22 protein-coding genes and 1 pseudogene are annotated in these 24,192 nt (G+C 68.7%); 14 read left to right on the top strand and 9 right to left on the bottom strand.

The window, feature by feature from the left end; genetic code table 11:
* Positions 1-177 precede the first annotated feature (177 nt).
* The 3 genes from ACWGDE_RS02965 to ACWGDE_RS02975 all read left to right on the top strand — a co-directional run bounded on the left by ACWGDE_RS02965 (position 178) and on the right by ACWGDE_RS02975 (position 2,153).
* Positions 178-1,239: an urease accessory protein UreH domain-containing protein gene (locus tag ACWGDE_RS02965; RefSeq protein ID WP_453387193.1), complete on the top strand. Its 1,062-nt coding sequence runs from the start codon at positions 178-180 to the stop codon at positions 1,237-1,239.
* Positions 1,236-1,508, top strand: coding sequence for a cation transporter (locus tag ACWGDE_RS02970; protein ID WP_453387194.1), 273 nt, complete (start codon positions 1,236-1,238; stop codon positions 1,506-1,508). The genes ACWGDE_RS02965 and ACWGDE_RS02970 overlap by 4 nt, the downstream gene beginning before the upstream one ends.
* A gap of 96 nt (positions 1,509-1,604) precedes the next feature.
* On the top strand, positions 1,605-2,153 hold the full coding sequence (locus ACWGDE_RS02975; protein ID WP_453387195.1) for a DUF4396 domain-containing protein: 549 nt from the start codon (positions 1,605-1,607) through the stop codon (positions 2,151-2,153).
* A gap of 39 nt (positions 2,154-2,192) precedes the next feature.
* Here ACWGDE_RS02975 and ACWGDE_RS02980 read toward each other — a convergent pair whose 3' ends face one another.
* The 4 genes from ACWGDE_RS02980 to ACWGDE_RS02995 all read right to left on the bottom strand — a co-directional run bounded on the left by ACWGDE_RS02980 (position 2,193) and on the right by ACWGDE_RS02995 (position 7,461).
* Positions 2,193-2,978, bottom strand: a complete 786-nt coding sequence (locus tag ACWGDE_RS02980; RefSeq protein ID WP_453387196.1) for a TSUP family transporter — start codon at positions 2,976-2,978, stop codon at positions 2,193-2,195.
* 185 nt (positions 2,979-3,163) lie between these two features.
* The gene (locus ACWGDE_RS02985; RefSeq protein ID WP_453387197.1) at positions 3,164-3,805 is read right to left on the bottom strand and encodes a class I SAM-dependent methyltransferase; all 642 of its coding nucleotides are present in this window, start codon (positions 3,803-3,805) and stop codon (positions 3,164-3,166) included.
* Positions 3,806-3,926: 121 nt separating this feature from the next.
* A complete protein-coding gene (locus tag ACWGDE_RS02990; RefSeq protein WP_453387198.1) occupies positions 3,927-4,562 on the bottom strand; it encodes a DUF3105 domain-containing protein in 636 nt (211 codons plus the stop codon).
* 88 nt (positions 4,563-4,650) lie between these two features.
* Positions 4,651-7,461, bottom strand: coding sequence for a heavy metal translocating P-type ATPase (locus ACWGDE_RS02995; protein ID WP_453387199.1), 2,811 nt, complete (start codon positions 7,459-7,461; stop codon positions 4,651-4,653).
* Between the two features lie 197 nt (positions 7,462-7,658).
* On the opposite strand from ACWGDE_RS02995, the gene ACWGDE_RS03000 reads away from it, so the two are divergent.
* From ACWGDE_RS03000 to ACWGDE_RS03020, 5 genes are all read left to right on the top strand, one after another.
* The gene (locus ACWGDE_RS03000) at positions 7,659-7,922 is read left to right on the top strand and encodes an SHOCT domain-containing protein (protein ID WP_453387200.1); all 264 of its coding nucleotides are present in this window, start codon (positions 7,659-7,661) and stop codon (positions 7,920-7,922) included.
* A gap of 49 nt (positions 7,923-7,971) precedes the next feature.
* Positions 7,972-8,214 (top strand): DUF2933 domain-containing protein, encoded by a 243-nt coding sequence (locus ACWGDE_RS03005; RefSeq protein ID WP_453387201.1) that lies wholly within the window; start codon positions 7,972-7,974, stop codon positions 8,212-8,214.
* A 33-nt stretch (positions 8,215-8,247) separates the two neighbouring features.
* Positions 8,248-8,517, top strand: coding sequence for a hypothetical protein (locus ACWGDE_RS03010; protein ID WP_453387202.1), 270 nt, complete (start codon positions 8,248-8,250; stop codon positions 8,515-8,517).
* 314 nt (positions 8,518-8,831) lie between these two features.
* A complete protein-coding gene (locus ACWGDE_RS03015; protein WP_453387203.1) occupies positions 8,832-9,236 on the top strand; it encodes a DUF305 domain-containing protein in 405 nt (134 codons plus the stop codon).
* A gap of 10 nt (positions 9,237-9,246) precedes the next feature.
* Positions 9,247-9,480, top strand: coding sequence for a DUF305 domain-containing protein (locus ACWGDE_RS03020; protein WP_453387204.1), 234 nt, complete (start codon positions 9,247-9,249; stop codon positions 9,478-9,480).
* A 325-nt stretch (positions 9,481-9,805) separates the two neighbouring features.
* On the opposite strand, the gene ACWGDE_RS03025 is transcribed toward ACWGDE_RS03020, so the two are convergent.
* Positions 9,806-10,237, bottom strand: coding sequence for a hypothetical protein (locus ACWGDE_RS03025; RefSeq protein WP_453387205.1), 432 nt, complete (start codon positions 10,235-10,237; stop codon positions 9,806-9,808).
* Between the two features lie 635 nt (positions 10,238-10,872).
* Here ACWGDE_RS03025 and ACWGDE_RS03030 point away from each other — a divergent pair.
* The 5 genes and pseudogenes from ACWGDE_RS03030 (at position 10,873) to ACWGDE_RS03050 (ending at position 15,053) form a co-directional block, all read left to right on the top strand.
* Positions 10,873-11,769, top strand: a complete 897-nt coding sequence (locus ACWGDE_RS03030; protein WP_453387206.1) for a hypothetical protein — start codon at positions 10,873-10,875, stop codon at positions 11,767-11,769.
* Positions 11,766-12,338 (top strand): hypothetical protein, encoded by a 573-nt coding sequence (locus ACWGDE_RS03035; protein WP_453387207.1) that lies wholly within the window; start codon positions 11,766-11,768, stop codon positions 12,336-12,338. Before ACWGDE_RS03030 ends, ACWGDE_RS03035 begins: the two co-directional genes overlap by 4 nt.
* A 1-nt stretch (position 12,339) precedes the next feature.
* Complete coding sequence (locus ACWGDE_RS03040; protein WP_453387208.1) at positions 12,340-14,274, top strand: hypothetical protein; 1,935 nt, start codon at positions 12,340-12,342, stop codon at positions 14,272-14,274.
* A 76-nt stretch (positions 14,275-14,350) separates the two neighbouring features.
* A pseudogene (locus ACWGDE_RS03045) lies at positions 14,351-14,815 on the top strand (cupin domain-containing protein); the annotation flags it as partial.
* A gap of 76 nt (positions 14,816-14,891) precedes the next feature.
* On the top strand, positions 14,892-15,053 hold the full coding sequence (locus ACWGDE_RS03050) for a hypothetical protein (RefSeq protein WP_453387223.1): 162 nt from the start codon (positions 14,892-14,894) through the stop codon (positions 15,051-15,053).
* A gap of 10 nt (positions 15,054-15,063) precedes the next feature.
* Here the strand turns inward: ACWGDE_RS03050 and ACWGDE_RS03055 are convergent, their stop codons facing one another.
* Entirely contained in the window at positions 15,064-16,305 is a 1,242-nt protein-coding gene (locus ACWGDE_RS03055) for a hypothetical protein (protein ID WP_453387209.1), read from the bottom strand.
* Positions 16,306-16,875: 570 nt separating this feature from the next.
* Positions 16,876-18,204: an HNH endonuclease gene (locus ACWGDE_RS03060; protein WP_453387210.1), complete on the bottom strand. Its 1,329-nt coding sequence runs from the start codon at positions 18,202-18,204 to the stop codon at positions 16,876-16,878.
* Between the two features lie 272 nt (positions 18,205-18,476).
* Between ACWGDE_RS03060 and ACWGDE_RS03065 the strand changes: the two genes are divergently transcribed.
* On the top strand, positions 18,477-19,355 hold the full coding sequence (locus tag ACWGDE_RS03065; RefSeq protein WP_453387211.1) for a transporter: 879 nt from the start codon (positions 18,477-18,479) through the stop codon (positions 19,353-19,355).
* 424 nt (positions 19,356-19,779) lie between these two features.
* Here ACWGDE_RS03065 and ACWGDE_RS03070 read toward each other — a convergent pair whose 3' ends face one another.
* A complete protein-coding gene (locus ACWGDE_RS03070) occupies positions 19,780-23,298 on the bottom strand; it encodes a DEAD/DEAH box helicase (protein ID WP_453387212.1) in 3,519 nt (1,172 codons plus the stop codon).
* The gene (locus ACWGDE_RS03075; RefSeq protein WP_453387213.1) at positions 23,283-24,155 is read right to left on the bottom strand and encodes a hypothetical protein; all 873 of its coding nucleotides are present in this window, start codon (positions 24,153-24,155) and stop codon (positions 23,283-23,285) included. The genes ACWGDE_RS03070 and ACWGDE_RS03075 overlap by 16 nt, the downstream gene beginning before the upstream one ends.
* Positions 24,156-24,192 lie beyond the last annotated feature (37 nt).

A 24,192-nucleotide genomic window follows, 5' to 3' on the forward strand; every position in this document is an offset into this window, starting at 1 on the left:
GGTACGTGCGCCTCCCCTTCCGGCTGCTCGTGGGGGACCTGACCTCGACCACCTGTGCGTGAGCCGGACCTGATCGTGCCACGCTCCACCGGGCCCAGCCCGTTGGAGCACTGACGCCCGTTCAGTCCGGCACGCCGTCATGCGCGCGTGCCTCTCCTCCCATGGAGTTGTTCACGCATGTCCTCCACTCTCAGCCTGCTGCTCAGCGGCGCCGGCACGGGCCTGCTGGCCGGCGGCGCCTCCTGCGCCGCCGTTCAAGGCGGCCTGCTCGCCGGAGCCGTGTCCCGCCGCACCCCGACCAACCCCGCCGCACCCCGGCAAGCCGCCGAACCGCTCGCCCCAGTGGGCGCCTTCCTCGTCGGCAAGCTGCTCTCCCACACCGCCCTCGGCCTCCTGCTGGGAATCTTCGGATCCGCGCTCCAGCCCAGCCCCCGCACTCGGGCGATCCTGCTGATCGCGGCAGGGGTGCTGATGGTGTTCTTCGCCCTGGATCTCCTGGGCTTCAAGGCGGTGTCGCGTCTGGTGCCCCGTCCGCCGGCATCCTTCGGGCGGCTCGTACGAGGCCGTACCAAGTCGTCCTCGCGGCTCGCTCCTGCGGCCCTCGGGTTCGCCACCGTGCTCATCCCGTGCGGGGTGACGCTGTCCGTCGAGCTGATCGCGGTCACGACCGGCTCAGCGGTGGCGGGCGCGGCCGTCATGGCCGGGTTCGTCATCGGTACCGCCCCACTGTTCACGCTCATCGGATACGTCTTCCGCCGTGCCAGCCGGGACATTTCCGGTTATCTGGCCGGCGTCACCGGAATCGTCGTGGCGGCCATCGCCGTCTGGACCATCTCTTCGGGACTGCAGGCAGGCGGCTGGCTCCCCACCGCCACCGGCAGCGCCCCGGTCGCTGTACCCGCCTCCCCCCAGGCCGCTCCCGAGACGGACGCACCACAGGGACCGGTCACCCTCGACGACGCCGGCAAGCAGACCATCGTCCTGACCGTCACCGACTTCTACGTCCCCACCGCCTTCACCGCGAAGGCGCACGTGCCCACCACCCTCGTCCTCCGAGGTGCCGACGCCGGAGGCTGCGCCCGCGCCTTCACCATCCCCGAACTCGGCATCGAGGAGATCGTCAAGAAGAACGGCGACACCCGCATCAACCTCGGAGCCCGCAAGCCCGGCAAGCTCCTCTTCTCCTGCGCCATGGGCATGCAAGGCGGCACCATCGATTTCCAGGGAGGCCAGGCGTGAGCTGGCTGCGCCGCCGCAAAACCACCCAGGTCGACCATGAGGCCGCCGACCCCGGCACGATCCTCCTCCGTATCGAGGGCATGCACTGCTCCAGCTGCGTACTCCTCATCGATGAAGAGCTCGAGGAGCTTCCCGGCGTGCGCTCCGCCCGCACATCCCTGCGGGCCGCCCGCACGGTGGTCCAGCTCGATGACCCGGGTGCCGCGCACACGGGCGAGCTGATCGCAGCCGTGGAGCGGGTCGGCTACCGAGCCACCCCGGTCAACTGAAGAAGACCTCTCGCCATATACCCCCAGGGGGTATATGGTCTGAGGTGTGGGGCCACGGGGGCCCACACGGGACGAGGCGAGGAAGAGGCGAGAGAAATGGACCACTCCGCTCACCACACGGAAGCGTCCGCGCACGAGCACGCAACCCACGCGGGCCACGTCCACGACGCCGGACATGCGCACCACGCGGGGCACGTGCACGCCGACGGAGGAACCACTTGGTCGATGGCCGTGAAGGCGACCCTGCACTGCCTGACCGGCTGCGCCATCGGCGAGATCCTCGGTATGGTCATCGGCACCGCCCTCGCCTGGGGCAACGCCCCGACCATGGTCCTGGCGATCGCGCTCGCCTTCTTCTTCGGCTACTCCTTCACCCTCTACGCCGTCCGCAAGGCCGGCCTCGGCTGGAAGGCGGCGATCAAGGTCGCCCTGGCCGCCGACACTGTCTCCATTGCCGTCATGGAAGCCGTCGACAACGGAATCATCGCCCTCATCCCGGACGCGATGGACGCCCACCTGAGCGAAGGCCTGTTCTGGTACGCGCTCCTCGGCGGCTTCGTGATCGCCTTCCTGATCACCACCCCGGTCAACAAGTGGATGATCGGCCGCGGCAAGGGCCATGCCGTAGTCCACGCCTACCACTGACACGATCGGCCGTATGCGGGCCCTTGCCCGAGCCCCGGCTCAGGCGAGGGCCTGCACTGCGTAAAGGCCGCCCACGCCCGCGGCGAGACCGCCCAGCAGCAGTCGTAGCGCGGTTTCGGGAAGCCGTGGCTGCAGGTGCGCTCCCACGTAGCCGCCGACCAGCCCGCCGAGGCCACAGGCCAGACCCAGCAGCCAGTACGGAGCGATGGCGCCCATGCCCGTGAGCGACAGGAGCGCGTAAGTGCAAGCTCCGGCGACGGACGTGACGAACGTCGAGGCCAACGCCGCAGGTGCGACCAGAGCGACCGGCACCCCACGGCCGACCAGGATTGGCCCGATCAGTGACCCGCCGCCGATCCCGTACACGCCGCCGACGATCCCCACACCCAGTGCCAGCGCGACCAGCACCTGCGGCGCAGCCTCGGCCTCGGCGGTCACTCTTCGAACGGGCCGGAGGGTTCGCCAGCACAGCCACAGGCCGAGGGGCAGCAGGAAGAGCGCGACGAGGACCCGGAAGACGGTCGGGCCCGGCACGGCGAAGACGCGGATCACTGCCCCGACCACCACCCCGGGCAGCGTGCCCACCACCAGCAGCCGAACCAGCGGGGTACGCAAGGCCCCACTGCGCCGGTAGCGCAGCAGAGCGCCCGGGCCGGCCACGACGTTGTACAGCAGATTCGTCGGAGTCACCGCCGGGCTGGGCACTCCGAACACGCTCAGCTGCACCGGCAGCAGGAACACCGCTCCCGACACACCCACCGGCGCCGTCACCACCGCTATCAACAGCCCCGCCGCGACGCCGGCCAGGCACGTCCACCACTCCATTGCTTTCCCCCACGTATCAGGCACGTGGCTGCCGGAGGACCGCCGGCAGCTCAGGAGCGGTGTCCGCTGGCTGGCTTCCTCCGGGAGGTGGAGCGCTTCCGGAAGGGCAACTACGCCGACCCCGCCCGCATTCACGGCACCACCATGCCACGCGAATCAGGACCCACCGTGGGCCGCACCGGGGATCACAGGGCGCGTCTGAGCACAGCCCAACTTCCCCAGCCCGCGTCGGCGTAGGTGGCGTGCCAGCGGCCTGGCAGTGCCGTCGTGACCTCCTCGGGCGACAGGTATAGCGGTCCGTCCTCGCCGAGTTGATTGATCCACAGCAACACCCCGCCGGGAGCCAGGACTCGTAGCGTCTCGGAGGGGAACAGGAGCATGTCGATAGCCGCGACCGCCGCTACGGATCCTCGCGCGAGCGGGAGCCGACTCGCGTCGGCCCGTACCCGGCACGGAGAGCGGCCTTCGGCGCGTCGCAGCATCTGTTCGGACAGGTCCATGCTGACCACGCTCGGGAAGGCCTCGGCGAGCAGTGCGGTGAACAGGCCGGTTCCGGAGCCGAGTTCCAGGCAGGGCCCAGAGGGGAAGGGGCCTCCCCGTGTCAGCGCGTCACGTAGCGGATCGTCCCGCCCTGTCGCGCGGGGGGTGTCCCAGTCCGCAGCGAGTTCATCGAACTGCCCACTGATGAACTGGGCCGTCTCAGCGGTCCAGGGACGCCGGCCGGCGGCGAGGTCCCGTGCAAAGGCGCGGAAGACGGATGCCATGCTCGGCGGCGGTATGGGCTTGTCATCCGGGCAGGGCATCACGCGAGGCAGGGGAGTGGTCATGAGCTCAAGTCGAGCACAGGCTGAGTGCGTTGGGGATCGTTCCGGGGGTGGAGCGCCTGCTCCTCCCCCTGCTGTACTGCGGACGGGGTCAGCACGACTCGGAATACTGCGCTGGCGAGCGTTATGACGACTTCCCGCCGCCGCAGGGGGCTCCCGGCTCGGGAGTCTGCGGCCCCTGGACGTACTGCTCGAAGAACTGCGCTACGCGTGAGTCGGAGACATCGTTCACGTTCAGCTGGTGGCCCCAGGCCGTGAGCGTGATCGGTGCCGTCTGGCCGGGGTGGGGACTCATGAGCGTGTACGGCGTCTTCGAGACACGTTCGGTCAAGGTCTTTACGTCGGCGGCACGTGCCTTGTCCGTGTACGTGACCCACACGGCGCCGTGCTCGAGCGAGTGGACCGCGTTCTCGTCGGGCACCGGACTGCCGTAGACGTCGCCTTCGCAGTTCTGCCAGACCGGTTGGTGGTCCCCACCAGCCGGTGGGGTCATGGGGTAGGAGACGTCCGTGGTGACGTGCTCCCGGCCCAATCCCTGCCAGGTCTTCTCGCCGGTGACGGCCTGTACTTGTTCCTGCTCGGAGGAGCTGGAGCCCGAGATGACATAGCCGATGCCTACGCCGGCAGCGGCGACGACCGCTACCGAGACGACGGCAATGGTGATCTTCTTTCGGCGTCCGCGGGCCCGGTCGGCACGCCGCATCTCCTCGACTCGCGCTTGACGCGACCCGGGTTCGCCTCTCGAACTGCTGGAACTCATGTGCTGCGCACCTCCTGGGTGCGATGCACCGGCCGCCGTTGGCGCGGGCGGCTGGGGCACAACGCCTTCATCATGTAGCCGAGGGTGGTCATCCTCCGGGCTTCGGGGTCGAGGCGCCGCTGGCCGTTGAAGCATCCGGTGGGACCTGGTCGGCGTCGAGCGCGGCAGCGCAGTGGGCGGAGCAGAAGTAGTAGGTGCCCGTGCTGGTCGTCCTGTGTTCCACAGCGTTGGCCGGATCCAGGTGCATGCCGCACACGGGGTCCACGACCTCGTGGGCCGACAGGCCCGAGTCCGGATGCCGGTGCTGCCCGCCGCCGGGTGCCTGACGGGGCGCGGATTCCGAAGGGCCGTCGGCCACCTGGTGGTCGGCCGGGGTTTCGACGCGGGGCTGGGTGCGGGCCGGAGCGGTGTGCGGGAGCGGGGTGGTGTGCCAGCGGCGCAGGCGGGAGGAGTTGGTGACGACGGACAGGGAGGACAGCGCCATGGCCGCGGCGGCGATGATCGGGCTGAGGCGTATACCCCACAGGGGGTAGAGGAGGCCAGCGGCGAGGGGGATGCCGACGGCGTTGTAGATCAGGGCGAAGAACAGGTTCTGCCGGATGTTGCGCATGGTGGCGCGGGACAGGCGGATCGCGGTGACGACTCCGGTGAGTGAGCCGGAGATGAGGGTGATGTCGGCGGCTTCGATGGCGACGTCGGTGCCCGTCCCGATCGCGAGGCCGACGTCGGCGGCGGCCAGCGCAGGCGCGTCGTTGATGCCGTCCCCGACCATGCCGACGGTGCGGCCCTCGTCCTGCAGGCGGCGGATCTCGTCCGACTTGTGCTCGGGCAGCACCTCGGCGAGCACGCGGGTGATGCCGACCTGGGCGGCGATCGCGGCGGCCGTGCGGGCGTTGTCGCCGGTGAGCATGACTACGTCGATGCCGAGGTGTTGCAGGGCGGCGATGGCGGCTGCGGAGTCGTCCTTCACGGTGTCGGCGATAGCGAGGACCCCGGCGGGGCGGCCGTCGATCCCGGCGAGGACCGGTGTCTTGCCTTCGGCGGAGAACCGAGTGAGGTGCGGGGCGAGCGTGGTGGTGTCGATGCCGGCGTCCGCCAAGAGCAGCCCAGTTCCGATGAGGACGGTGCGGCCGTCGACTTCGGCCCGAACGCCTTTGCCGGTGACGGAGTCGAAGCCGGTCGCGGCCGGCCAGGTCAGCCCGCGCTCGCGGGCTCCGGTGACGACGGCCTGGGCCAGGGGGTGTTCGCTCACTTCCTCGGCAGCGGCCACCAGTCGCAGCAGCTCGCTCTCGTTGAAGCCGTTTGCGGTGTGGATGTCGGTGAGGACCGGTCGGCCTTCGGTGACGGTGCCGGTCTTGTCGAGTACGACCGTGTCGAGCTTGTGGGCGGTTTCCAGGGCTTCGGCGGAGCGGATGAGGATGCCCGCCTGGGCGCCCTTGCCGGTGCCCACCATCACCGACAGCGGGGTGGCGAGCCCGAGGGCGCAGGGGCAGGCGATGATCAGTACGGCAACCGCGGAGACCAGGGCCAGGGTGAGGGCCGGGGCCGGGCCGACGGTGTACCAGATGGCGAACGTGGCGATCGCGATGGCGATGACGGCAGGCACGAAATAGGCGGAGACCGCATCGGCGAGGCGCTGGATGGGGGCCTTGGACGCCTGCGCGGCCTGGACGAGGCGGATGATCTGGGCGAGCATCGTGTCCGCACCGACCTTGGCCGCCCGTACGCGCAAGGATCCAGTGCCGTTGACGGTGGCGCCGATGACGGTGTCCCCGGACCGTTTGGTCACCGGCATCGGCTCCCCGGTCACCATCGACTCGTCCACAGCCGAGGAGCCGGACAGGACCTCGGCGTCGACGGGAATCTTCTCGCCGGGCCGGATGACGACCACGTCGCCGACCGCTACCTCCTCGACCGGGATCTCGGTCTCTTCGCCGTCCCGTACGACGCGGGCGGTGCGGGCCTGCAGGCCCAGCAGGGCGCGGATGGCCTCACCGGTGCCGGCCTTCGCACGGGCCTCCAGGAGCCGACCGAGCAGGATCAGCGTCAGGATCACGCCGACCGCTTCGAAGTAGACCTCGCGCACGTCCTCAGGCAGGAGGGCGGGCGCGGCGGTGACCAGGAGGCTGAAGCCGTAGGCGGCACTCGTACCGAGGGTGATCAGGGAATTCATATCGGCGGCACGGTGGCGCAGGGTCAGCCAGCCGGTCACGTGGATCGGCCAGCCGGTGTAGAACATCACCGGGGTGATCAGTGCCAGCTGCACCCAGTGGTTCAGCATCCACCCCGGCACCCAGTCGGCCCCGAACAGCTCGTGAGCCATCACGGCGAACAGCACCGGCGCGGTCAGCACCGCCCCGACGGCGACTCGGCGGGTCAGATCCTTGATCTCCGCCCGGCGCTCGGCGACATCCGCCGCCTCCGCCTCGGCCGCCGACCGCTCCACTGCGGTCGGCGGGCCGCCGTCGCGCGCGGTGGCGGTGCTGTGGCCGGACGAAGGTAGCGACGCGGATTCGGGCTGCCCGTCCGGCTCGACGAGCAGCGTGCCGTGGATCATGTTCATGCCGCAGGCGAAGCCGAACGTCCCGGGCCGGTCCGGTGTCAGGCGCACGGTAGTACGCGTGTGGGCGGGCAGCCCGGCGCTGACCTTCAGATCCGGGAAGACGACCCGGGAGGTGCACTCCCCGGATTCCTGCCGGTCGAAGACAATCTCCAGCGGCGTACCCTGGCGGACCTTGATCAGATTCGGGCTGTACCCGCCCCGGACGGTCACGTCCACCCGCTGGAGCCCGCCCTCCAGCCGGGCGGTCCCGGCGCGGCGCGGGCCGAAGAAGTACCAGCCCAGACCGCCGATCAACACAACGGCGGCCACGACGACGGTGACATCGACGGCGCCCATGGGCCCTCGCCTCCCTGCTCGGCATCGTCCCTTCCAGCATGCGCCCACCCCATGCGGCGGTGCGCAGGGACCACCCGGCACCAGCAAGGGACATTCGGCCCCAGCCCTCACTCCCCGGGCGGCCGCATGATGCCAGTAGGCAGACAAGCCCCGTGGTCCGGGCCCCGTGCCCGGGCCGGTCAGGCAGGTGAGTGGTGATGATGTTCTGGTACGACCACGATGTCAGCGGGTGGGGCTGGTTTGCGATGACGGCCAGCATGATCCTGTTCTGGGCGCTGATCATCACGGCGGCGGTACTTCTCTTCAAGGCCTTGAACCGCCCCCACGAGCACACCCACGCCCCACCGCGCCCACACCCGAGTAGATCCTTTGGCCAGCGCCCGGCCCGCGGCGAGGTGGACGAAGACGAGTACCGACGCAGCCTGGCCGCCCTCCGCACCAGCCCGCCGAACGCCCCGTGACCGGCCCGCCCACACCCGGGTGGAGCCGTCGCGCTTGGGGGAGGTCACCGTGAACACCCACCGCAATTGCTGGCTGTACGCCCTAGCCGCCGCGATCGCGTTCGTGGGCGCCCTGGCATTCGGCGTCCCGCTCGGGACGCTGGCCTGGCTCGCGCTCGTCGCCGCCTGCCCGCTGATGATGCTCTTCATGATGCGCGGCATGAGCGACTCCGGCGGCCACGCCGGCCCTGACTCCGCGGACAAGGATCAGCTGGGCGGGCACGACCACCCGACCGGGCCCGGCCGCACCTGAGGCGAGGCTGGCCGAGCCAAGCAGGTGAGCGCGATGACCGCACTGATAGCCGTCCTCGCCGCCGCGCTGATCCTGGCGGGCGTCGTCTACGACACCGCCCGCCTGATCACCCCCGGCGAGTGCCGGATTCCCCCGCTCGCCCGGCTGCGCGGACGGCGGGCAGCCCTGGAGGCTGCCGAGCGCTGGTGTGTGGGCCTTCGCCTGCACGACGGCATCGACGCCGACACGTACCGGCAGCGGATGAGCCTGCTGGCCCGCGGGTACCGCACCGCACCCCGCCGGTCACCAGTCAGGAGCACGTGATGGCAGACGCCGCATACGGCTTGTGGCCGTTGACCGTCTACGCCTGGCCGCACCCCGGCCCCGCCTCCCGCGCCACCTCCGGCGGTCCATGGTCCTAGCAGGACGCCAGCGCCCGCAGGCGAGCGCACCCAGCCCAGAGGCATCCGTGAACGCCATGAACGCTCTCCCCGCCGCCTTCCAGCCGGGAGCCTCATGCTCCGCCCGCTCCCGCCCGGCCGGGCCCAGGCCCTGCCCGGCCACGGTCGCCAGCCGAGTCCTGACCGAACCGCCTTCACGCCGGGCTTCGACGAACCCGCCCCCACAGGAGACACACCATGAACACCATCCGACCCACCGCCCGCCGCGCCGCCCTGACCGGCGCGGCCGCAGCCGCCTCATTCGTCCTGGCCGCCACCGGCAGCATCACCGCCGCTACCGCCGCGACGCCTGCCACGACCGCCGCAACGGTGCGGGCCGTCGCGAACGAGCACAACCAGGCTGACGTCACCTTCGCCCAGCAGATGATCCCCCACCACCGACAGGCCGTCGTCATGGCGCAGATGGTCCGCAGCCACTCCTCCTCCAGCGAGATAAAGGCCCTCGCAACGAGGATCGAGAAGGCCCAGGAAACGGAGATCGATACGATGACGGGCTGGCTGAAGGCGTGGGGCGAGAAGGTGCCCCAGGGCATGGGCGGCATGCAGGACATGCCTGGGATGGGGCAGGACTCCGAACGATGACGCCACGTCCATGCCCGGCATGATGGACGACCAGCAGATGGTGATGCTGGACCACGCTTCGGGCCGGGCCTTCGACACCATGTTCCTGACGATGATGATCGACCACCACGAAGGCGCCATCGACATGGCCAAGAGGGAACTTCGGCAAGGCTCGTACGGCCCCGCCAAGGACCTCGCTGCCGACATCATCAGGACCCAGAGCGTCGAAATCGCCCAGATGCGCGCCATGCTCAAGACCCGGTGAAGGAGCCCGCGGCCACCGTGGACGCCAATGGCGAGCTGCTGTGCGACGCGGACCTGGCGACGACGGAGGACGGTACCTGCAGGTGGTACGCGCGCGGCGGTCCGAGAGGAGTACAGCTTCCTCCCCGACGACGCCTTCCGTGAGGGGCGGGCAGCGGTGGCGCGGCAACTGCTTGGCCTACCGAGGCTGTTCCGCACGTCGTACGGGACGGAGCGCTCGGAGGCGGCGGCGCGGCGGAACCTGGATCGAGAGCTCACCGATCTGGCATGGCTGAACCGCGGCACGGGTGCCGCGGTTCAGCCCGTCTGCGACCGTCTCCGGGTCTTCAGTCGTTGCCGTCGACGTCGGTCCCCACCACAGGGGCGGGCGGATGGTCCCCACCCACCAGTACGGCGACGCCGAGCCGTTGCTGCCTCGCGAACCGCGTCCGGCCGAAGGTATGTCCGTAGGCCGTGATCCGGGCCTGCCAGACGCCCGCCATGGTCGCCGTGAGATCACCCCTGAAGGCGCCCGGCACCTCCTCGTCGAGGGGCACCGTCACCACGACACCGTCGGGGCGCCGTACCTCCGCCTCCACGTCGGCACGGCCCTCGACCGGTCGCCCGAACTCGGCCAGGACGGCGTCGAACCGGATGGTGGCACCCGGTTCCATGCTCGGCTGGGTGACCCGCGAGTTGAGGCGCAGATTGCTCCACGAGGTGACGGCGACGCTGGCGCGGGCCGCGCTTTTCGTCTCTTGCTGGTACAGCAGCTGCACCCCAGCTGACCAGGGAAAACGACTGTCGACGTGGCTCTTTGGCGGGGCCTGGTCCGGATCTTGGTGCGGCGGCGCCCACCCAGGCCAGGTCTCGGATGCAGTGGGTGTGATTGGGGGCTATCGGGACCGGACGGGCCAGGTGGGCGGGCCGCCCGGATGTCGGCCACGCAGGATCGACGTGCGTTCGCGAGCCTGTGGGAGGGGAGTCGGAAGTCCCGTGCGTCGGCGTCGACCGAGGCGAAGCGGGCCCCACGTCTTCCGCGGCCTCGAATGTGATCGACCGGTTACGGAGTGCATGAATGCTGTGGTAAATGTGGTGATCTTCCGCCGTCGGCCCTGGGCGCGTAGCTCCAACGGCGGGGTGGGGGGTGCACAGTGGCAGTTGAGGCTGAGGCGGCAGAGGACGCAGAGTCTGATGAAGGGTTCGTGCACCCGATCTTCCGCGTGGCACCTGCGGAGGACAGCGGGTCGGACACCCTGGGCAACTACCGGTATCAGGCAGAGGTCGCCGCCCGGATCTGCGTTGCGCTGTTGACACAGGATTCTGTCGAGTCGGTGGCGGCCTCACAACAGGCAAGGGGGGCGCTACCACCCTGAAAGCGATGTGCGGGCCTGACCCGCGTATCACTTTTGGGGTGGACGACATGGCCAGCGCCGTCGCCCAGTACCTCTTGAAAGTTCGATGGAAGCAGCCCTACGCCACCATCCCCAAAGTCCCCCAGGTTTCGCGGCTCGCCGACATCGCGATCCCGGACGGTTTCACCGACTTGGTGAAGCTCTTCTTCGCCGCGCTGCATATCGACGATGAACTGCCGTCCCGCCGGCACATCACTGACGTCAATCTCCAGAGTCTCCTCATTCCTGCGATCGCGACCCTGCAGCGGGAACACGTGGATGCCGAGGCCACCTATCGGGCACTGATCGAGCGAATCGAGCAGTCGAACCGCGACGAGAGCGATCGCGGACAGCTCGCTGTCTACATCGCCGACCCGACGAGGGTCCTGCACAGCGTGCAGATCCAGCAGCGCATCGCGAGGCGCCGGCTGACCAAGGCCACGGTCCTCGACACGTTCGTCTCCAGCCGTTCCATAGTGCCCACCTTCGCCCGCGGCCAGCTGCCGATCGTCGCTCCGGGTGGGGGCAACCTGCGCAAGAAGATGGCCCGCGGGCGTGTTCCGGCGGATGAGGCTGCCCACGCCGAGCGCCTTCGATCAGCCTGGTATGTCGCTTGGTCCCAGCACCGGTCGGGATTGGCGGGAGACACCACGGAGCTGGCCAACGCGAGCTACGAGGTCTTGGACACCGTCTTCGCCTGCCGCGAGCAAGCCGAAGAGGAAGCGTCCGACGGCGCACCCTACGGGCGCCGCATGAACCAGCTGATGACGCGGCTCCTGACACCAGACCTACTTGGTGCCAGGCTTCCGTTTCCCGTCAACGGGCGTCATCTGCGGGGCTTGGCCTACCAGCTCTGTGACGACTGCGACTTCTACTTCTCCGACGTGTTCGACCCCTCTGAGGAGGAGGCGTCGTGACAAGCGCTGGCGACCGTCTGGTGGCGACCACGCGCCTCAGGGACCGGGCCCGTCGACAGGAGCAGTATGAGGCTCATTATCACGAGGCCCGCGTGCTGCTGCTGATCGACCGTTTCACCGGAGTGAAGAAGGGTCTGGAAGGGCTGACCAAACTTGCCAAGCTCGACTTCCTGCTGCGCTACCCGGCCATGCTGGAGCGCCTCCTGGCCGAGGACGGAATTCCGTGGCCCGATGGAGCCCAACCCACCTCCGCTGAACGCCTATCCGTCGAGAGCCGCATGACCCGCTACAAGTACGGGCCCTGGGACCACCGCTACTACACCGTCCTGGGGTCCCTAGCTGCCCGCGACCTGATCTCCTACAGCGGGACTGACCGGGCCGAGTTCCGCATCACAGCGTCCGGCGCGGTCGCCGCGGCAATGCTGGCAGAAACGGACGAGTGGTCCGTGGTGGCGAAACGCATCACTCTCCTCAAGAAGCACTTCAACAAGTCAGGTACGACGCTGAAGACCCTTATCTACGACCGTCTGCCGGACGCGGTCGACAGGCCCTGGCGGACGGAGATCTGAAATGGCAATCCACCTTCGCTTCCGCTCCCTCACCGTCACCACCGCCGACGCCGAGAAGACCTACCGCTTCGACGGGCCGGCCACCGTCGTAAGCGGTCCCAGTGGCACCGGTAAGTCCAGCCTCCTGATGCTGCTCAAGCACGTGGTGGTTGGCAAAGCCGTACTGACCCCGGCCGTCCGCGATCACGTCATCTCTGCCCGTGCCGAGGTCTTCATCGGCGAGCAGCACGTGATCCTCAAGAGGACCGTGAACGACGCCCGCTCCGGCAAGGTCGATGTCCTGGACCCAGGGACCCTGACCACTCGCAACACCTACGCCGTACAAGCGGACGGTGACCTGCCACCCTTGTCGGACTACCTTCTGGCGGCCCTCGACTTCCCCCGCGAGACGATCCCCTCCAGTCGGGACGGCAAAGCAACAACGCGGGATCTCACGTTCACCGACCTCTTCGCCTACGTGTACCGGGAAGCCCGCAACATTGACCGCGAAGTCGTGGGACACCTCGACACATGGTTCAAGACCAAACGCACCGCCCTCTTCAAGCTGATGTTCGCGCTCACCGACAGCACCGTGCTGGAACTCAGCCGGAAGCTGGGCGAGCTCAAGGAGGAGCTCCGCAAGAAGACGGACGAATACGAGAACGTCAAGAACTTCCTCGGTGCGACTGACCCCCGCACAGAGGACCAACTGCGGGCCGAGCTCACCAGCCTGCGGGACATGCTGCAGCGAGCCGATGCAGCGCTGGCATCCCTGCGCCATGGACTGGAGGAGAGCACCGCAGCCGACGCCGTCCTCCGCCAAGACCTGCGTGCGGCAGTGGACAGTGCCCGCGACGCCGCGCAGGACGTCCTTGCGGCACAAGAGCTCGTGGAGGCCCGCGCCGCGGTCGTCGCCCAGGTCGAGCTCGACCTGGCCCGACTCGACCGCTCCACTACCGCCATTGAGAAGCTGTCACCCTTCGACTTCGTTGTCTGCCCACGTTGCATGCAGCGCCTCAGCACCCGCCCCGTACCCGAGGACCACTGCGTGGTCTGCCTTCAGGACGACCCACACGACCAAGACGTCGATCCTGCCGCTATCGCACAGACCCGAAGGAACCTTGACCTTCAGCTTCAGGACGCCCGAGCCGTGTTCGAAGCCGATAGCGCTGTCCTGGAAGCCGCACAACAACGAGCCCAGCAAACCGACTTCCTCACCCACAGTCTGCGCCGTCAACTCGACGCACAGACCCGCGACCTCGTGGCACCCCGCTTCGACGCCATCGCAGACGCCAGTGCCCGCGCGGCCTCCCTTAGGGCAGCCATCGACTCCGTGACCCAGCTACGAGACTCGTGGACACGGGCACACGCGATCGCACGAGATGTCCGAGCCATCAAAGAGCAGCGAACCCGCACAACCGCTGAGAAGAAGGCCCGCACAACCGAACTCGCCGCATGGCAAACCCTCGTGAGCGACCTTGGCCGAGACTTCAACACGATGATCTCTCAGCTGCGCCCTGCACCGTGGATCCACTCCGCGACCATCGACCCGTCGTCCTATCTGCCTGTCGTGGACAACGTCTCGTTCGAGAGCCTTCAGGCCGACGGCGGGGGCATCGTGACCTGCATCAACGTCGCCTACAGCCTCTCCCTGCTGGAGTTCGGCATCACACACCCAGACGTCCGAGTGCCGTCGCTGCTGATCATCGACTCGCCTCGAAAGGCGTCCGGGAGCAACCTGGACGACCAGGCGCGCGGGCATCGGACCTACCAGCGCTTTCAAAAACTCGCCGAGGTCCACGGCCCTCAGATCCAGCTGATCATCGCCGACAACGACTCGGCGCCCACCCCAGGCGCAGCTTTCGGCAAGATCGAACTTGACTACGACAATCCTCTCGTCCCAGGCGTAGCCCACCCCGGACCCGAGCACACGCACCGCGCCGAGGACGAGTCCTGATCAGGCTGTTTGGACTGCGTTTTCGGCCATCAGAGACATTTGGCGGTTCCCGGGACATGCGGGACGCAGTCCCGTCATGGACGTTCTGCCTCCACCGCCGCGCCCGCCGGGCTGGGGTGATCCGATCGCCGAGACGCTCGAACTAGCGGGCGCGCGCTGCGTGCTGACCCGGGGGTTCATCTTCGCCGGCGGCGCGTGGGCGCTGGCCTTTCCGGCACCGGGCAGGCTGAAGATCCACGCGGTGATCGAGGGGGTCACCTGGCTGGTGATGGAGGAGATCGGCAAGCCGCTCCTGCTGGAGGCGGGTGACGTCGTGGTGTTCGCGGGCGACCGGCGGTACGTGCTCGCGAGCGATCCGGATCTGACGCCGGTAGAGGCGCTGCCGCTGCTGAAAGCGACGACCGAGCCCTACCACCACACGGGCGCGCCGGGAGTTCGGGAGGCCGTGGCGCTCGGTGGCCACACCGAACTCGAAGCGGTCGGCAAGAACCTGCTCCTCGCCGCTCAGCCACCCGTGATGCACATGCGGGAGTCGACCACCGAGGCCCCTGCCGCCTGCTGGCTCCTCAACAAGGCGTTCCACGAGACGCGGGAGGACCGGGTCAGGGGCCCCCTTCGTGGCCGACAACCTGGCCCGGCTCCTCTTCGTCCAGGTCCTGCGCACCTACCTGGCCGAGGCGCACACGTCTCAGGCCGGGTTGCTGCGAGCCCTGGCCGACGCGCAGATCGCCCCGGCAGCTGCCCGGGACCTGATCACGGCCGCGTTGGCGATGACGTGACAGCGCGAGGTCACGAGTGGGTGAGGCTTTCGTGGTCCCACTGCTCCAGCAGTGTCTCCGCGGGCAGCGCGCTGCCCGCGGGAGCCAGGAGCTGGACCGGCATGTCGTGCGAGGCGCATGCGAACAGTTGCTCGGCGACGAGGTGGGGAACGAGTAGGGCCGTGGTGCCTGCCTTTCGGTTGAAGGCCACCTGGTAGGTGGCGATGACCGATGCCTCCCACAGGGTGAGGGGATCGCGTTCCGGCTCGCTGTGGCGGGTTTGAGGGAGGGCAGGTGCCTTGACGGCCACCAGCTGCCACGGTGCGCTGGCGGGGCGGCCGGCTTCTTCGCGCGCCTGGCGGATCCAGTCGGCGGTGAGCTGGCGGAACGCGGCATGGGCCTCGGGCTTCCCCTTGCGACGACGCCCGAAGGCGTCACTGACGACGGTGTACACCGAGGAATCCTGATCTTCCAGGCCCTGCCAGGACCAGATGGCTCGGCGACTCCACTCGTACCACGCTCGCCGGAAGGTCTTCTCCGCCTCCACTCCCAACCCGGCGAAGCCGGGATCGCCGGAGAACTGCGGCGTGGGCAGGACGCGTACGGCCGCAGCCTCCAGTAGGCGGGCAGGCTGTACGAGGGCCGCGAAGGCCCGACGCTCGGCGTCGAGGACGGCGGTGAGGCGACTCTGTAGCCCGTCGGCCCACGGGGCGAGGAACGGGTACTCGGCTACTGCTTCGTTGCTCCGTGCCAGGTAGGAGTGCAGTCGGCGCCAATGTGAGTGGCGTCCGGAGCGGAAGTTGCGGGCGCGGTCGTAGCGCTCCCGTTCCTCGTCGTGCCCAGTCTCGTCGTCTTCCTCTTCCGCGTCGCTGACGTCATTGGTGGGCGGGTAGTCGCCAGTGGAGAGGGCGATGGCGGAGTCACGCTCGGCCTCGATGTCCTCCTCGTCTTCAGGATCCCTGTCGAGCCAGATGGTGAGAGAGTCCACCTCGCTCACCGCTGCGCCGAGCGGCAGGATGGGGCTGTCCGTGGACAGAGACCACCGGCAGTTCGCACAGAGCCGTTCGACGGCTTCGCCGAACGGAACGTCGATCTGGTTCACGGAGGCGGCAGACCGCAGCGTGCGGCACTCGGGGCTTCCGTGGAGCTTGCCCTTGCCCGTTGCCGAGGCGTGGCAGGTGATGAGGATGTCCCGGGTTGCTCCCAGGGGCACCTCGGGCTTGAAGATCGAACCGAGCATGACGTGGCGGAGCTCACCGGGAGTCGAGGGCATGTCGGCAGGTTATGCGCAGCCACTGACAGGGCGCTGGGTAATCCGTCCCCTCCACTCTGGGGTGAGTTGACGTAACAGGCCAGGCGCGCGGCCGCCGTCACGATGGTCGTGCGGCCATGTTGTGAAAGCGGTGGGGCACGAAGGGCGTGCCCACGCCCACGGCGCGCGCTGCAGAGTCGAGCCGTCCCGCTACGTCATGCCACCACACATGTCAAAGGGTGGTCGCCTGCCGCACTCCGGGCGGGAGTCTGGTCCGTGACTGGTCCGGGAGGCACGACTGAGCGGCTCCGTTCCTCGCTGAGCGTGATGACTCGATGTCGGTGGGTGACGCCCCGGGGCCGACTTCGGGAGGGGAATTTCCCTTCCGGGAGCTCGACTTGGTGCTCTAGAAGAACCCAACTGCCTTCGGGGAATAGCTGCAATAAAGGTTCTTCGTACAGCAGCTGCACCCATGCTGACCAGGTCAAACGGTAGTTGGCGCGGCATTCTGGCGAGGGTTGGTCCGGGAATGGTCCGGATCTTGGTGTGTCTACGCCGCCTCGGGCCATGTCTGTGCTGACGTAGGGAGCATCAGCCCTCATCCCGGACGGGCAGTGCCGCTGCCTCGAATACGGACAGGTGCTGCGTGAGGCAGGGGACCAGGTCCGGATCTTGGTAGCAGCCGGCAGCGGATGCCGCCTGGTAGATGTCGGCCAGGTAGAACTCGCCGAGCGATACGACGCCCCGGAGGCCTTTGAAGAACCTGGCGGTTTCCTCCACCGTCGGCTCGACCATGGTTGACGCTGTGTAGGCGACGCGCCAGAGTTCGGCAGCCTTCGACTGCCAACCACTGACCCCTGTCACCTCAAGCTCGGAGTCGGACAGTCCATGATATATCCGAGCCGACTTGTGCGTCCCCGCGTGACTGGCCGCCCGCACGAGGCGGTGCACGTTGATCTCGGCGTCGAGGAGCTTGTCGATCTGCTCCCTGACCCACTTGCGCTGTATGTCCGTGGGGCCACCGACGATCTTGCCGCCCCATTCTTCATCACCCGGGACCCACGTAGTTGGCCATGCTGAGTTCCATGCGCGGGCGACCGCGTCGTGGTCCATGTCCCGCCGTGCTTCGGCAAAATTGCTCATCCCGAAGTAGGTGGCGTACTGAGCGGCCTGGACGATCAGCTCGGGATCCGTCAGATCGACCTCGGTAAGGCCTGCGAGGCTTTCGCGGAACTCGTCGACCTGTTTGGGGGTCGGGACGTCCTCGCCGTCGCTCAAACCGCAGTGCCACACCGCAAACGCTGCCTCGAGCACCGCTTGACGCATGTCGAGATGGGCGGGCGGCCGGGTGGCACCGACGATCCGCCGGGCTCCTTCCTGTAGGACGCTGACTTTGTTCCACGCAATGCCGCAGCAGTACTTGAACTTGTTGGGGTCGAGGACCTTGTCGTAGCCCATGGCGGTGTCGATGATCTCGCCCCAGACCCAGGCGGGCAGTCCCGCGACTCGAAAGCGTTCGACGCTGGGCTTCCAGTCGCCAGGCAGCTCGATGGCTTTGCGGTCGTCGCCTTCGCCGTAGCCCCAGCGGTTCCACTCCTTCAGGAATGCCGCGCGGTATTCGAGCTTGGGCTTCTCCTGTTCGAGAAGGTTGTGGGCGGCTTGCTGCATGGCGGCGGCCCAACGGAGGGCGTCATCAGCGACGTCTTGGACCAGGGCGCTGTCGACGGTGGCGGAGCTCTTCCCGCTGTTGCAGGGCTCGCAGCTCGTGACGAGGTTGTCGGGGGTGTCCGTGCCGCCAAGCGCAACGGGGGTGACATGGTCGACGCGCAGTGGGACGTCGGGCGCGGAGGCGCCGCAGTATCGGCAGGTGTGGTTGTCCCGGCGGAGGACTTCGTATCGGAGGCGCTTGGAGAGGGCCATGGAGCATTCTCTCTGGCGGTCGAGGGTGTGGTCTAGCCGGAGGTTCGGTGTGCGGTTCTCTGAGCCCAGGAAGCTGTGACTAGTGCCGCGGAGCGTATGAGCAACCGGCCCTTCGTGTAGCCAGAGAGGCCGGCCTCCTCCTGCGCGTCGCAGCCGACAAGGGCGAGGCAGGGGCGGGTCCGGGATTGGTTGGGACCTTGGTGTGCCTGGACCTGGCGGAAATAACTTTCGACCTGCGGGTGTTATCCGTCGGCACGTGCGACAAGGGGGCGTTGAGTCTGAAGCTGTTCTACACGAAGGACGGCGTGACCCAGGTCACGCAGAGGTTGGCCGAAGCTGAGGCCGATGTGCAGAGCCTGGTCGAGGGAGCGATGGAGGCGATGCTCGGAGCGCGATTCCTTGCCTCCGAATACAGCACCGGACCCGCGCACGGTGGACGCATCGACTCGCTGGGGCTCGACGAGAACGGTGCTCCGGTGATCATCGAGTACAAGCGCGCCACCGACCCCGGCGTGCTGTCGCAAGGGCTCTTCTACATGGCCTGGTTGATGGACCACAGCACCGAGTTCCAGACGCTGGTCCGCGAGCGTCTCGGGATGACGGCGGCGTCGCAGATTCTGTGGAGCGCGCCCCGGCTGATCCTGATCGCTGGCGACTTCACCCGCTACGACCTGCATGCTGTGCGGGAGCACCGCCGCTCGATCGACCTGGTCCGCTACCGGCTGTACGGGGAGCACCACATTGGCTTGGAGACCGTCGCCTCGGCGCAGGGCAAGGTGTCGCAGCGCCGCCGACGCCGAAGCGACGATGGGTCTGTACTCGTTCGTCGCGCGAGCGAGGCGATGGCGGACCTGGCGATGGCCGTAGACCAGGTGCTGTTGGGGCTCGGCGGGGACGTGGCGAAGATCGAGCGCCAGACGTACGACGCGTACCGGCGGCTGCACAACTTCGCCTGCGTCACGCGCCGCCAAGACAAGGTCCTCGCGTACCTGAAGGCGGCGCCGACCGCTGTCGATCTTGTGCCGGGATTTACCAGGGACGTGACGGGGCTTGGGCATCACGGCACCGGCGACCTGGAGGTCCAGCTGCGCTCGGACAAAGACCTCGAACGAGCGATGGAGCTGTTCCGGCTGTCCTACGCGGCGGCCTAGGCCGGCGGAGTCGGCGTTTGGTTCGAGGTTTCGGTATTAGGCCTTTCGGTAGGGCGGGCGAGGACGTGGCGGTGGAGTAGTCCATCTTCCGCACGATCCCCGGTTTCGGAAACCGGGGATCGTGCGCTATATATCGCCCAGCGGTGCCGCGCGGGCCTCCTTCCGCGGGGTGCCGGGCCCTCCGAGATGGCCTGGGTGCTCTGCGCCAACATCGAGCGCGCGCACCGCCGAACAGGCACGACGACCCCATGACGGAGCGGGCCCGGTCAGCGGTCTCGGATTTGCTCGATGTGCTGAACTGACCGGTTAGGCAAGGACATCAGGTGAACCCCTTGATGTGCGCCAGCCACTCCTGGAACATCCCGGATGACAACACCCCATCGGGCGGGGTCGCCCGAGCCCGCTGGCCTGGCGGGCCGGTGGGCTACCGGCTGCGGCGGGTGGTGATGAGTTGCCCGTTGTGGAGGCGGTGGTCGAGTTCGAGACCGCTATCGAGCATCGCGAGGACGTCGAGATGGCGGTCGGCCGGCACGGTCGCCACCCAGCTCCGGTCGCGGCCGACACGGATGGTCGGGTGGCGCTCACTGGGCCGTGTGACGTCGACAGGGCCGTCGGGGGCCCCCGGTACCAGCTGGGTTAGCGGAGTGGTGGTGGCGCGTTCGTCGAGGAGCCGGTTGATCGGGTCGGAGGGAGTGCGGACGTAGTCGAGGAGGTCCTGGATTTCGTAGTCGCTCGCCCCGTACTGCTGCGCCCAGCCGTCGATGTGGTGTTGGGCGGTCCACCGCCGGAGGTCGGCCGAGCGGTGCCCGAGACCGGCGGCGTCGCGGCCGAGGAGGTGAGCGATGCGCCGGGAGGTGACGCCGGAGGTGAGCAGGGTCAGGGCCTGTTCGGTGTCGACGCCGTGCCGGATGTGCCAGGCGGTGTGCTGGTTCAGCCTGGGCGCGTCGGGGGAGAGCCCGGGGCTGGTGTTGACCAGGTTGATCAGGGCGCCGACGGTCCAGCTCAGGGCGTGCCCGAAGGCGGTGCTGATGTTGCGTACCGCCTGTTCGAGCGCCCACGCGGCGGGGATATCGGGCTGCCAGAAGCGGGCGAGGTCGGGGATCGCGGTGCCGGAGATCCACTCGCGGAGCGCGGGGGCGATCGGGACGCTCATCTGTGTGCCCCGGGTCTCCTTGTCCTTGAAGCTCCAGGTCTTGGTGACCTCCGGGAGGTGGCGGAGCAGGCGGTCGAAGACCTGGTGCTCGGTGAGGAAGTCGAGGGTGCGCTGCAGCGGCCACTCCCTCGGTTCAGTGCGCCAGTCGCCCCCGGTGGTTCCGGTGGCGTCGTCCACCGTGTGCCGGTTGAGCAGCACGGCCAGGTGCTTCGCGAGCCAGTCGAGGTAGCGGGCCGACCCCAGGCTGGTGCCGGTCCCAGCCCACCGGCCGGCCAGGGCGGGGTCGGTGTTCTCGAACACAGTGGCGACCTGGTCCGAGAGGGTGAGCCACCGGCTGGTGGTCCGCCCGTTGCCGGTCTGGGACAGGGCGAACAGCGAGTCCAGGGCGTCGCGGGGTCCGCCCTGCGGCGCCGGCGAGGCAGCGTGGAGATGCAGGACGAGCCAGACGAACGAGGCGAAGTCCGCGGCGACGCCGTCCGCCAGCGCGAAGACTCCGTCTGCGTCCTGCCGCAGGGTGTCCTCGGCTGCGGCGAGATCGGCCAGGGCCTCGCTGGTCAGCAGCGTGGAGACGACGCTCAACTGCTCCGAGTCGGGGTTGAAGGTGTCGAACTCGGTGGGGCGGGGTGGGTAGGGGCGGGTCAGGAAGATCCAGCCCTCGCTTTCCCGGCCGGCACGCCCGGCGCGGCCGATGGCGTTGAGGAGTTCGGCAGGGGACAGGGCGCGCTGGCCGTCGTAGGTGAGCGGGTCGCCCTCGACCTTGTGGTGGATGATGACGGTGCGCACGGGCAGGTTGACGCCGTCGGTGAGGGTGCTGGTGCTGGCGATCGCCAGGAGATCGTCGCGGCGCAGCGCACCCTCGACGGCGTGCAGGACGTCCTCGGGCAGGGCGCCGTGGTGGTAGGCGACGCCGTGCCGGGTGCAGCGCACCAGCGGGTGCTCCTCGCCGAGGGTGTCGGCGAGGTAGCTGGTCAGGGCCGCGGTCTCGGGCCGCTCGGGTAGGCGGTCGGCGATGGCGAGCGCCGCGTCACGAGCCTCGCGCCTGGTGCCGACGACCATCAGGACGCTGCCGGAGTCGGTGAGCTCCGCAGCGCCAGCGGCGAAGACCTTGTAGTCGGCGATCCCGCCCTGAAGACGGGTCCGGGCGTTCCACCGACCTGCGGAGCCGGCGAAGCGCCGCGTGCCCACCTCGCCGGTGGTCAGCCGGGCGATGGCGGAGGAGGCGGTCGGCCGGACGGCGAGGAGGGTCTCGACCGGCACGGTGGCGAGCACTGGAGAGGGATGCTTCGTTGTCGGCAGCCGCTCTGCCAGCTCGGCTTGCTCAGCCATCAGGTTCGGGTACATGAGGCCGTGCATCCGGCGCGGGCCTCGCCAAGTGTCGGTGAAGTAGACCTCCCGCTCGGGGCGCTGCGGGTCGAGCCACGAGGCGATGTCGCCCTTGTTGCCGACGGCCGCGGACAGCAGCACCAGCCGGATGTCGCTGCGGGCCTGGAGCAGCGCGAGCAGGCTCTCCAACACGAAGCCGCGCCTGCCCTGGCCCAGGTGGTGAGCCTCGTCGACGACGACCAGCCCGACGTCGGCCAGCGCCTCGCCGGGGTTGTTGCGGATCATGTGCATGAGCCGCTCGGGGGTGACGATCTCCACGTCCCCACCGCCCGACTCGGCTGACGAGGCCCAGGTGCCTAGTGGGAACTCCGGCTGCTCCGCAGCCAGGCGCCGCCCGAGCACCCGCAGTCGGCCTCGCAGCGCCGAGCGCATCTCCCGCCCGAGACTACGCATCGGCGACACGTACACCACGCGCCCGGGGCGCTGCGCCAGGTGTGAGCAGATCACCAGCTGGGCCATAAGCGTCTTGCCTGCACTGGTCGGCACGCTGATCAGGCTGCGTGACGTCGCCGGATCGAGTGGGTTTCCGCGCTCCAACTTCAGGAGCTGGCGCTGCGGCGGCCAGAGCGTCATCACCGGCGGCCTCGACAGCGCGAAGCTCCGCGCCACTGCCGGGGGAGTCCCCGGGGGGAGTAGCCGGTAGAGGCTGCTGGCCGACATCTCCCCGCTCAGCTGGAACAGGTGCGCGGCGACCCACCGCGCCAGCCGGTCACCCCGGCCGGCCGTCTCCGTCATCACGTCCAGTAGCAGCCGCTGTGCGGCCAGCAGATCCTGCTCCTCGCCGAACCCCAGGAACTGGTACAGATGGAAGACCGCCTCCACGACGGCCTCTGCCGGCCCGTACATGGTCCCGGTCAGGGACTCGCGGCGCATCACTGCCCGCACCCCGCGCAGCTGCCGCCGCCACGCCCGCAGCGCCCGGCCCAGCTCCGGCCGGTCGAAGCCGAGAAAGACCACGCCGGCCTCCACAGCCAGGGTGCCGATGTGCAGGCGGAGTTCACCGATGTGGTCGATGAGAGGACGGGCCTGTCGGTAGACGGCGGTGGCGTTCGGGTCCTGCTCGCTGCGCCGGTATCCGGCCTGCGCGGCGAAGGCGATCTGGAGCCGTTCGACCGCCGGTCGCCGTTCGTCGCCCAGGGCGAGGTCCATTAGGTGCGCGCTGGTGGCGAAGGCCTGCCGCACGCGTACCGCGTCGTAGCCGGGAGTATCCGGGTCGAGTGCGGCGAGGCCGTGCAGAAACCACGCGGTGGCGAGCGTCTCGTCCTCGATCTCCCGCTCACCGCGGAACGCCGCGACCTCCAACTCGGTCATCGCCGCTAGCAGGTCGTCCGCGCGGGGCAGCACCCCGCCCACCCGGTACTCGCCGAGCGCGGACGCGAGCACCTCCGGGTCTAGAGTGCGCTCCACACGTACCTCCTTACGGTCTTGGCGAAGTCCTCAAGATCATCGATCGCCACCACCAGGCCCTGCAGCGCTCCCACGTGGGTATGGGTGGTGAAGTGCAGGTGGGAGCGTTCGAAGGCCGTATCCGGAGTGTCCGCGGCATTGATGGCTACGCTGACCCCGCCGCTTCCCGACCCCTTCGCGTCCACCCACTGCCGCGCCATCGAAGCGACGAATACCCGGGTGTCGGGGGCGAGCTCCCGCCCTCCCCACGAGATCTGACCCAAGTACCGCGCGCCCCAGGTATTCAGCTGCTGCCATGCCTTGCGGATGGTGTCGCTCGGCTTCGTCTTCTCCGCGGTGAACTTCTTCATCTCCCACAAGCGAAAGACGAACCCCAGCTCGCTGCCGGGCATGCGGTGGATCACCAGCCCGTCGGGCCCGCTGTCGGTTACCGTCGACGACGGCGGGTCCAGGATTTCCACGCTGCGCCCGGGTTCAGGGGGAAGGTCGCGGGTGGTGAGGTACCAGAGCCACTCGCCCACGTAGCCGGTAACACCAGTATCGTCGTTGGCCTCGAACACGGGACCCGCGTATAGAAGGACGTGCGCACGGTCGGGGCCGGTCAAAGTGGTGCCGGCCAGGACGTTGTCGCGCCAGAGCCGGTAGGCATGATCGTCCAGGTCGGTGCGGGCCCGCATCATCTCGTCCGCGATGATCCAGGCAGCCGCGGCGCGGCCCTCGGGCTCCTGGCCGATGGTCACCACCAGGTCCCATGGGCACAACTGCCCATGGCCGCGGCTTTCCCTCTGGGTGAGATCGACCAGGCGGCCGCCGACGGCCAGGGCGTGCTCCATCGCCTGCTGCGCAGGTATCGACACCCGTCCCACCTCCCGCTTTTATTCTGCGCCGGGACCT

Source organism: Streptomyces sp. NPDC054956, from assembly GCF_053609185.1.

What these genes read in the sequence shown, in the direction of transcription:
- ACWGDE_RS02965 (WP_453387193.1), top strand. Translation starts at nt 178, where the DNA reads ATGTCCTCCACTCTCAGCCTGCTGCTCAGCGGCGCCGGCACGGGCCTG.
- ACWGDE_RS02975 (WP_453387195.1), top strand. Translation starts at nt 1,605, where the DNA reads ATGGACCACTCCGCTCACCACACGGAAGCGTCCGCGCACGAGCACGCA.
- ACWGDE_RS02980 (WP_453387196.1), bottom strand. Translation starts at nt 2,978, where the DNA reads ATGGAGTGGTGGACGTGCCTGGCCGGCGTCGCGGCGGGGCTGTTGATA.
- ACWGDE_RS02985 (WP_453387197.1), bottom strand. Translation starts at nt 3,805, where the DNA reads ATGACCACTCCCCTGCCTCGCGTGATGCCCTGCCCGGATGACAAGCCC.
- ACWGDE_RS02990 (WP_453387198.1), bottom strand. Translation starts at nt 4,562, where the DNA reads ATGAGTTCCAGCAGTTCGAGAGGCGAACCCGGGTCGCGTCAAGCGCGA.
- ACWGDE_RS02995 (WP_453387199.1), bottom strand. Translation starts at nt 7,461, where the DNA reads ATGGGCGCCGTCGATGTCACCGTCGTCGTGGCCGCCGTTGTGTTGATC.
- ACWGDE_RS03000 (WP_453387200.1), top strand. Translation starts at nt 7,659, where the DNA reads ATGATGTTCTGGTACGACCACGATGTCAGCGGGTGGGGCTGGTTTGCG.
- ACWGDE_RS03010 (WP_453387202.1), top strand. Translation starts at nt 8,248, where the DNA reads ATGACCGCACTGATAGCCGTCCTCGCCGCCGCGCTGATCCTGGCGGGC.
- ACWGDE_RS03015 (WP_453387203.1), top strand. Translation starts at nt 8,832, where the DNA reads ATGAACACCATCCGACCCACCGCCCGCCGCGCCGCCCTGACCGGCGCG.
- ACWGDE_RS03020 (WP_453387204.1), top strand. Translation starts at nt 9,247, where the DNA reads ATGCCCGGCATGATGGACGACCAGCAGATGGTGATGCTGGACCACGCT.
- ACWGDE_RS03040 (WP_453387208.1), top strand. Translation starts at nt 12,340, where the DNA reads ATGGCAATCCACCTTCGCTTCCGCTCCCTCACCGTCACCACCGCCGAC.
- ACWGDE_RS03055 (WP_453387209.1), bottom strand. Translation starts at nt 16,305, where the DNA reads ATGCCCTCGACTCCCGGTGAGCTCCGCCACGTCATGCTCGGTTCGATC.
- ACWGDE_RS03060 (WP_453387210.1), bottom strand. Translation starts at nt 18,204, where the DNA reads ATGGCCCTCTCCAAGCGCCTCCGATACGAAGTCCTCCGCCGGGACAAC.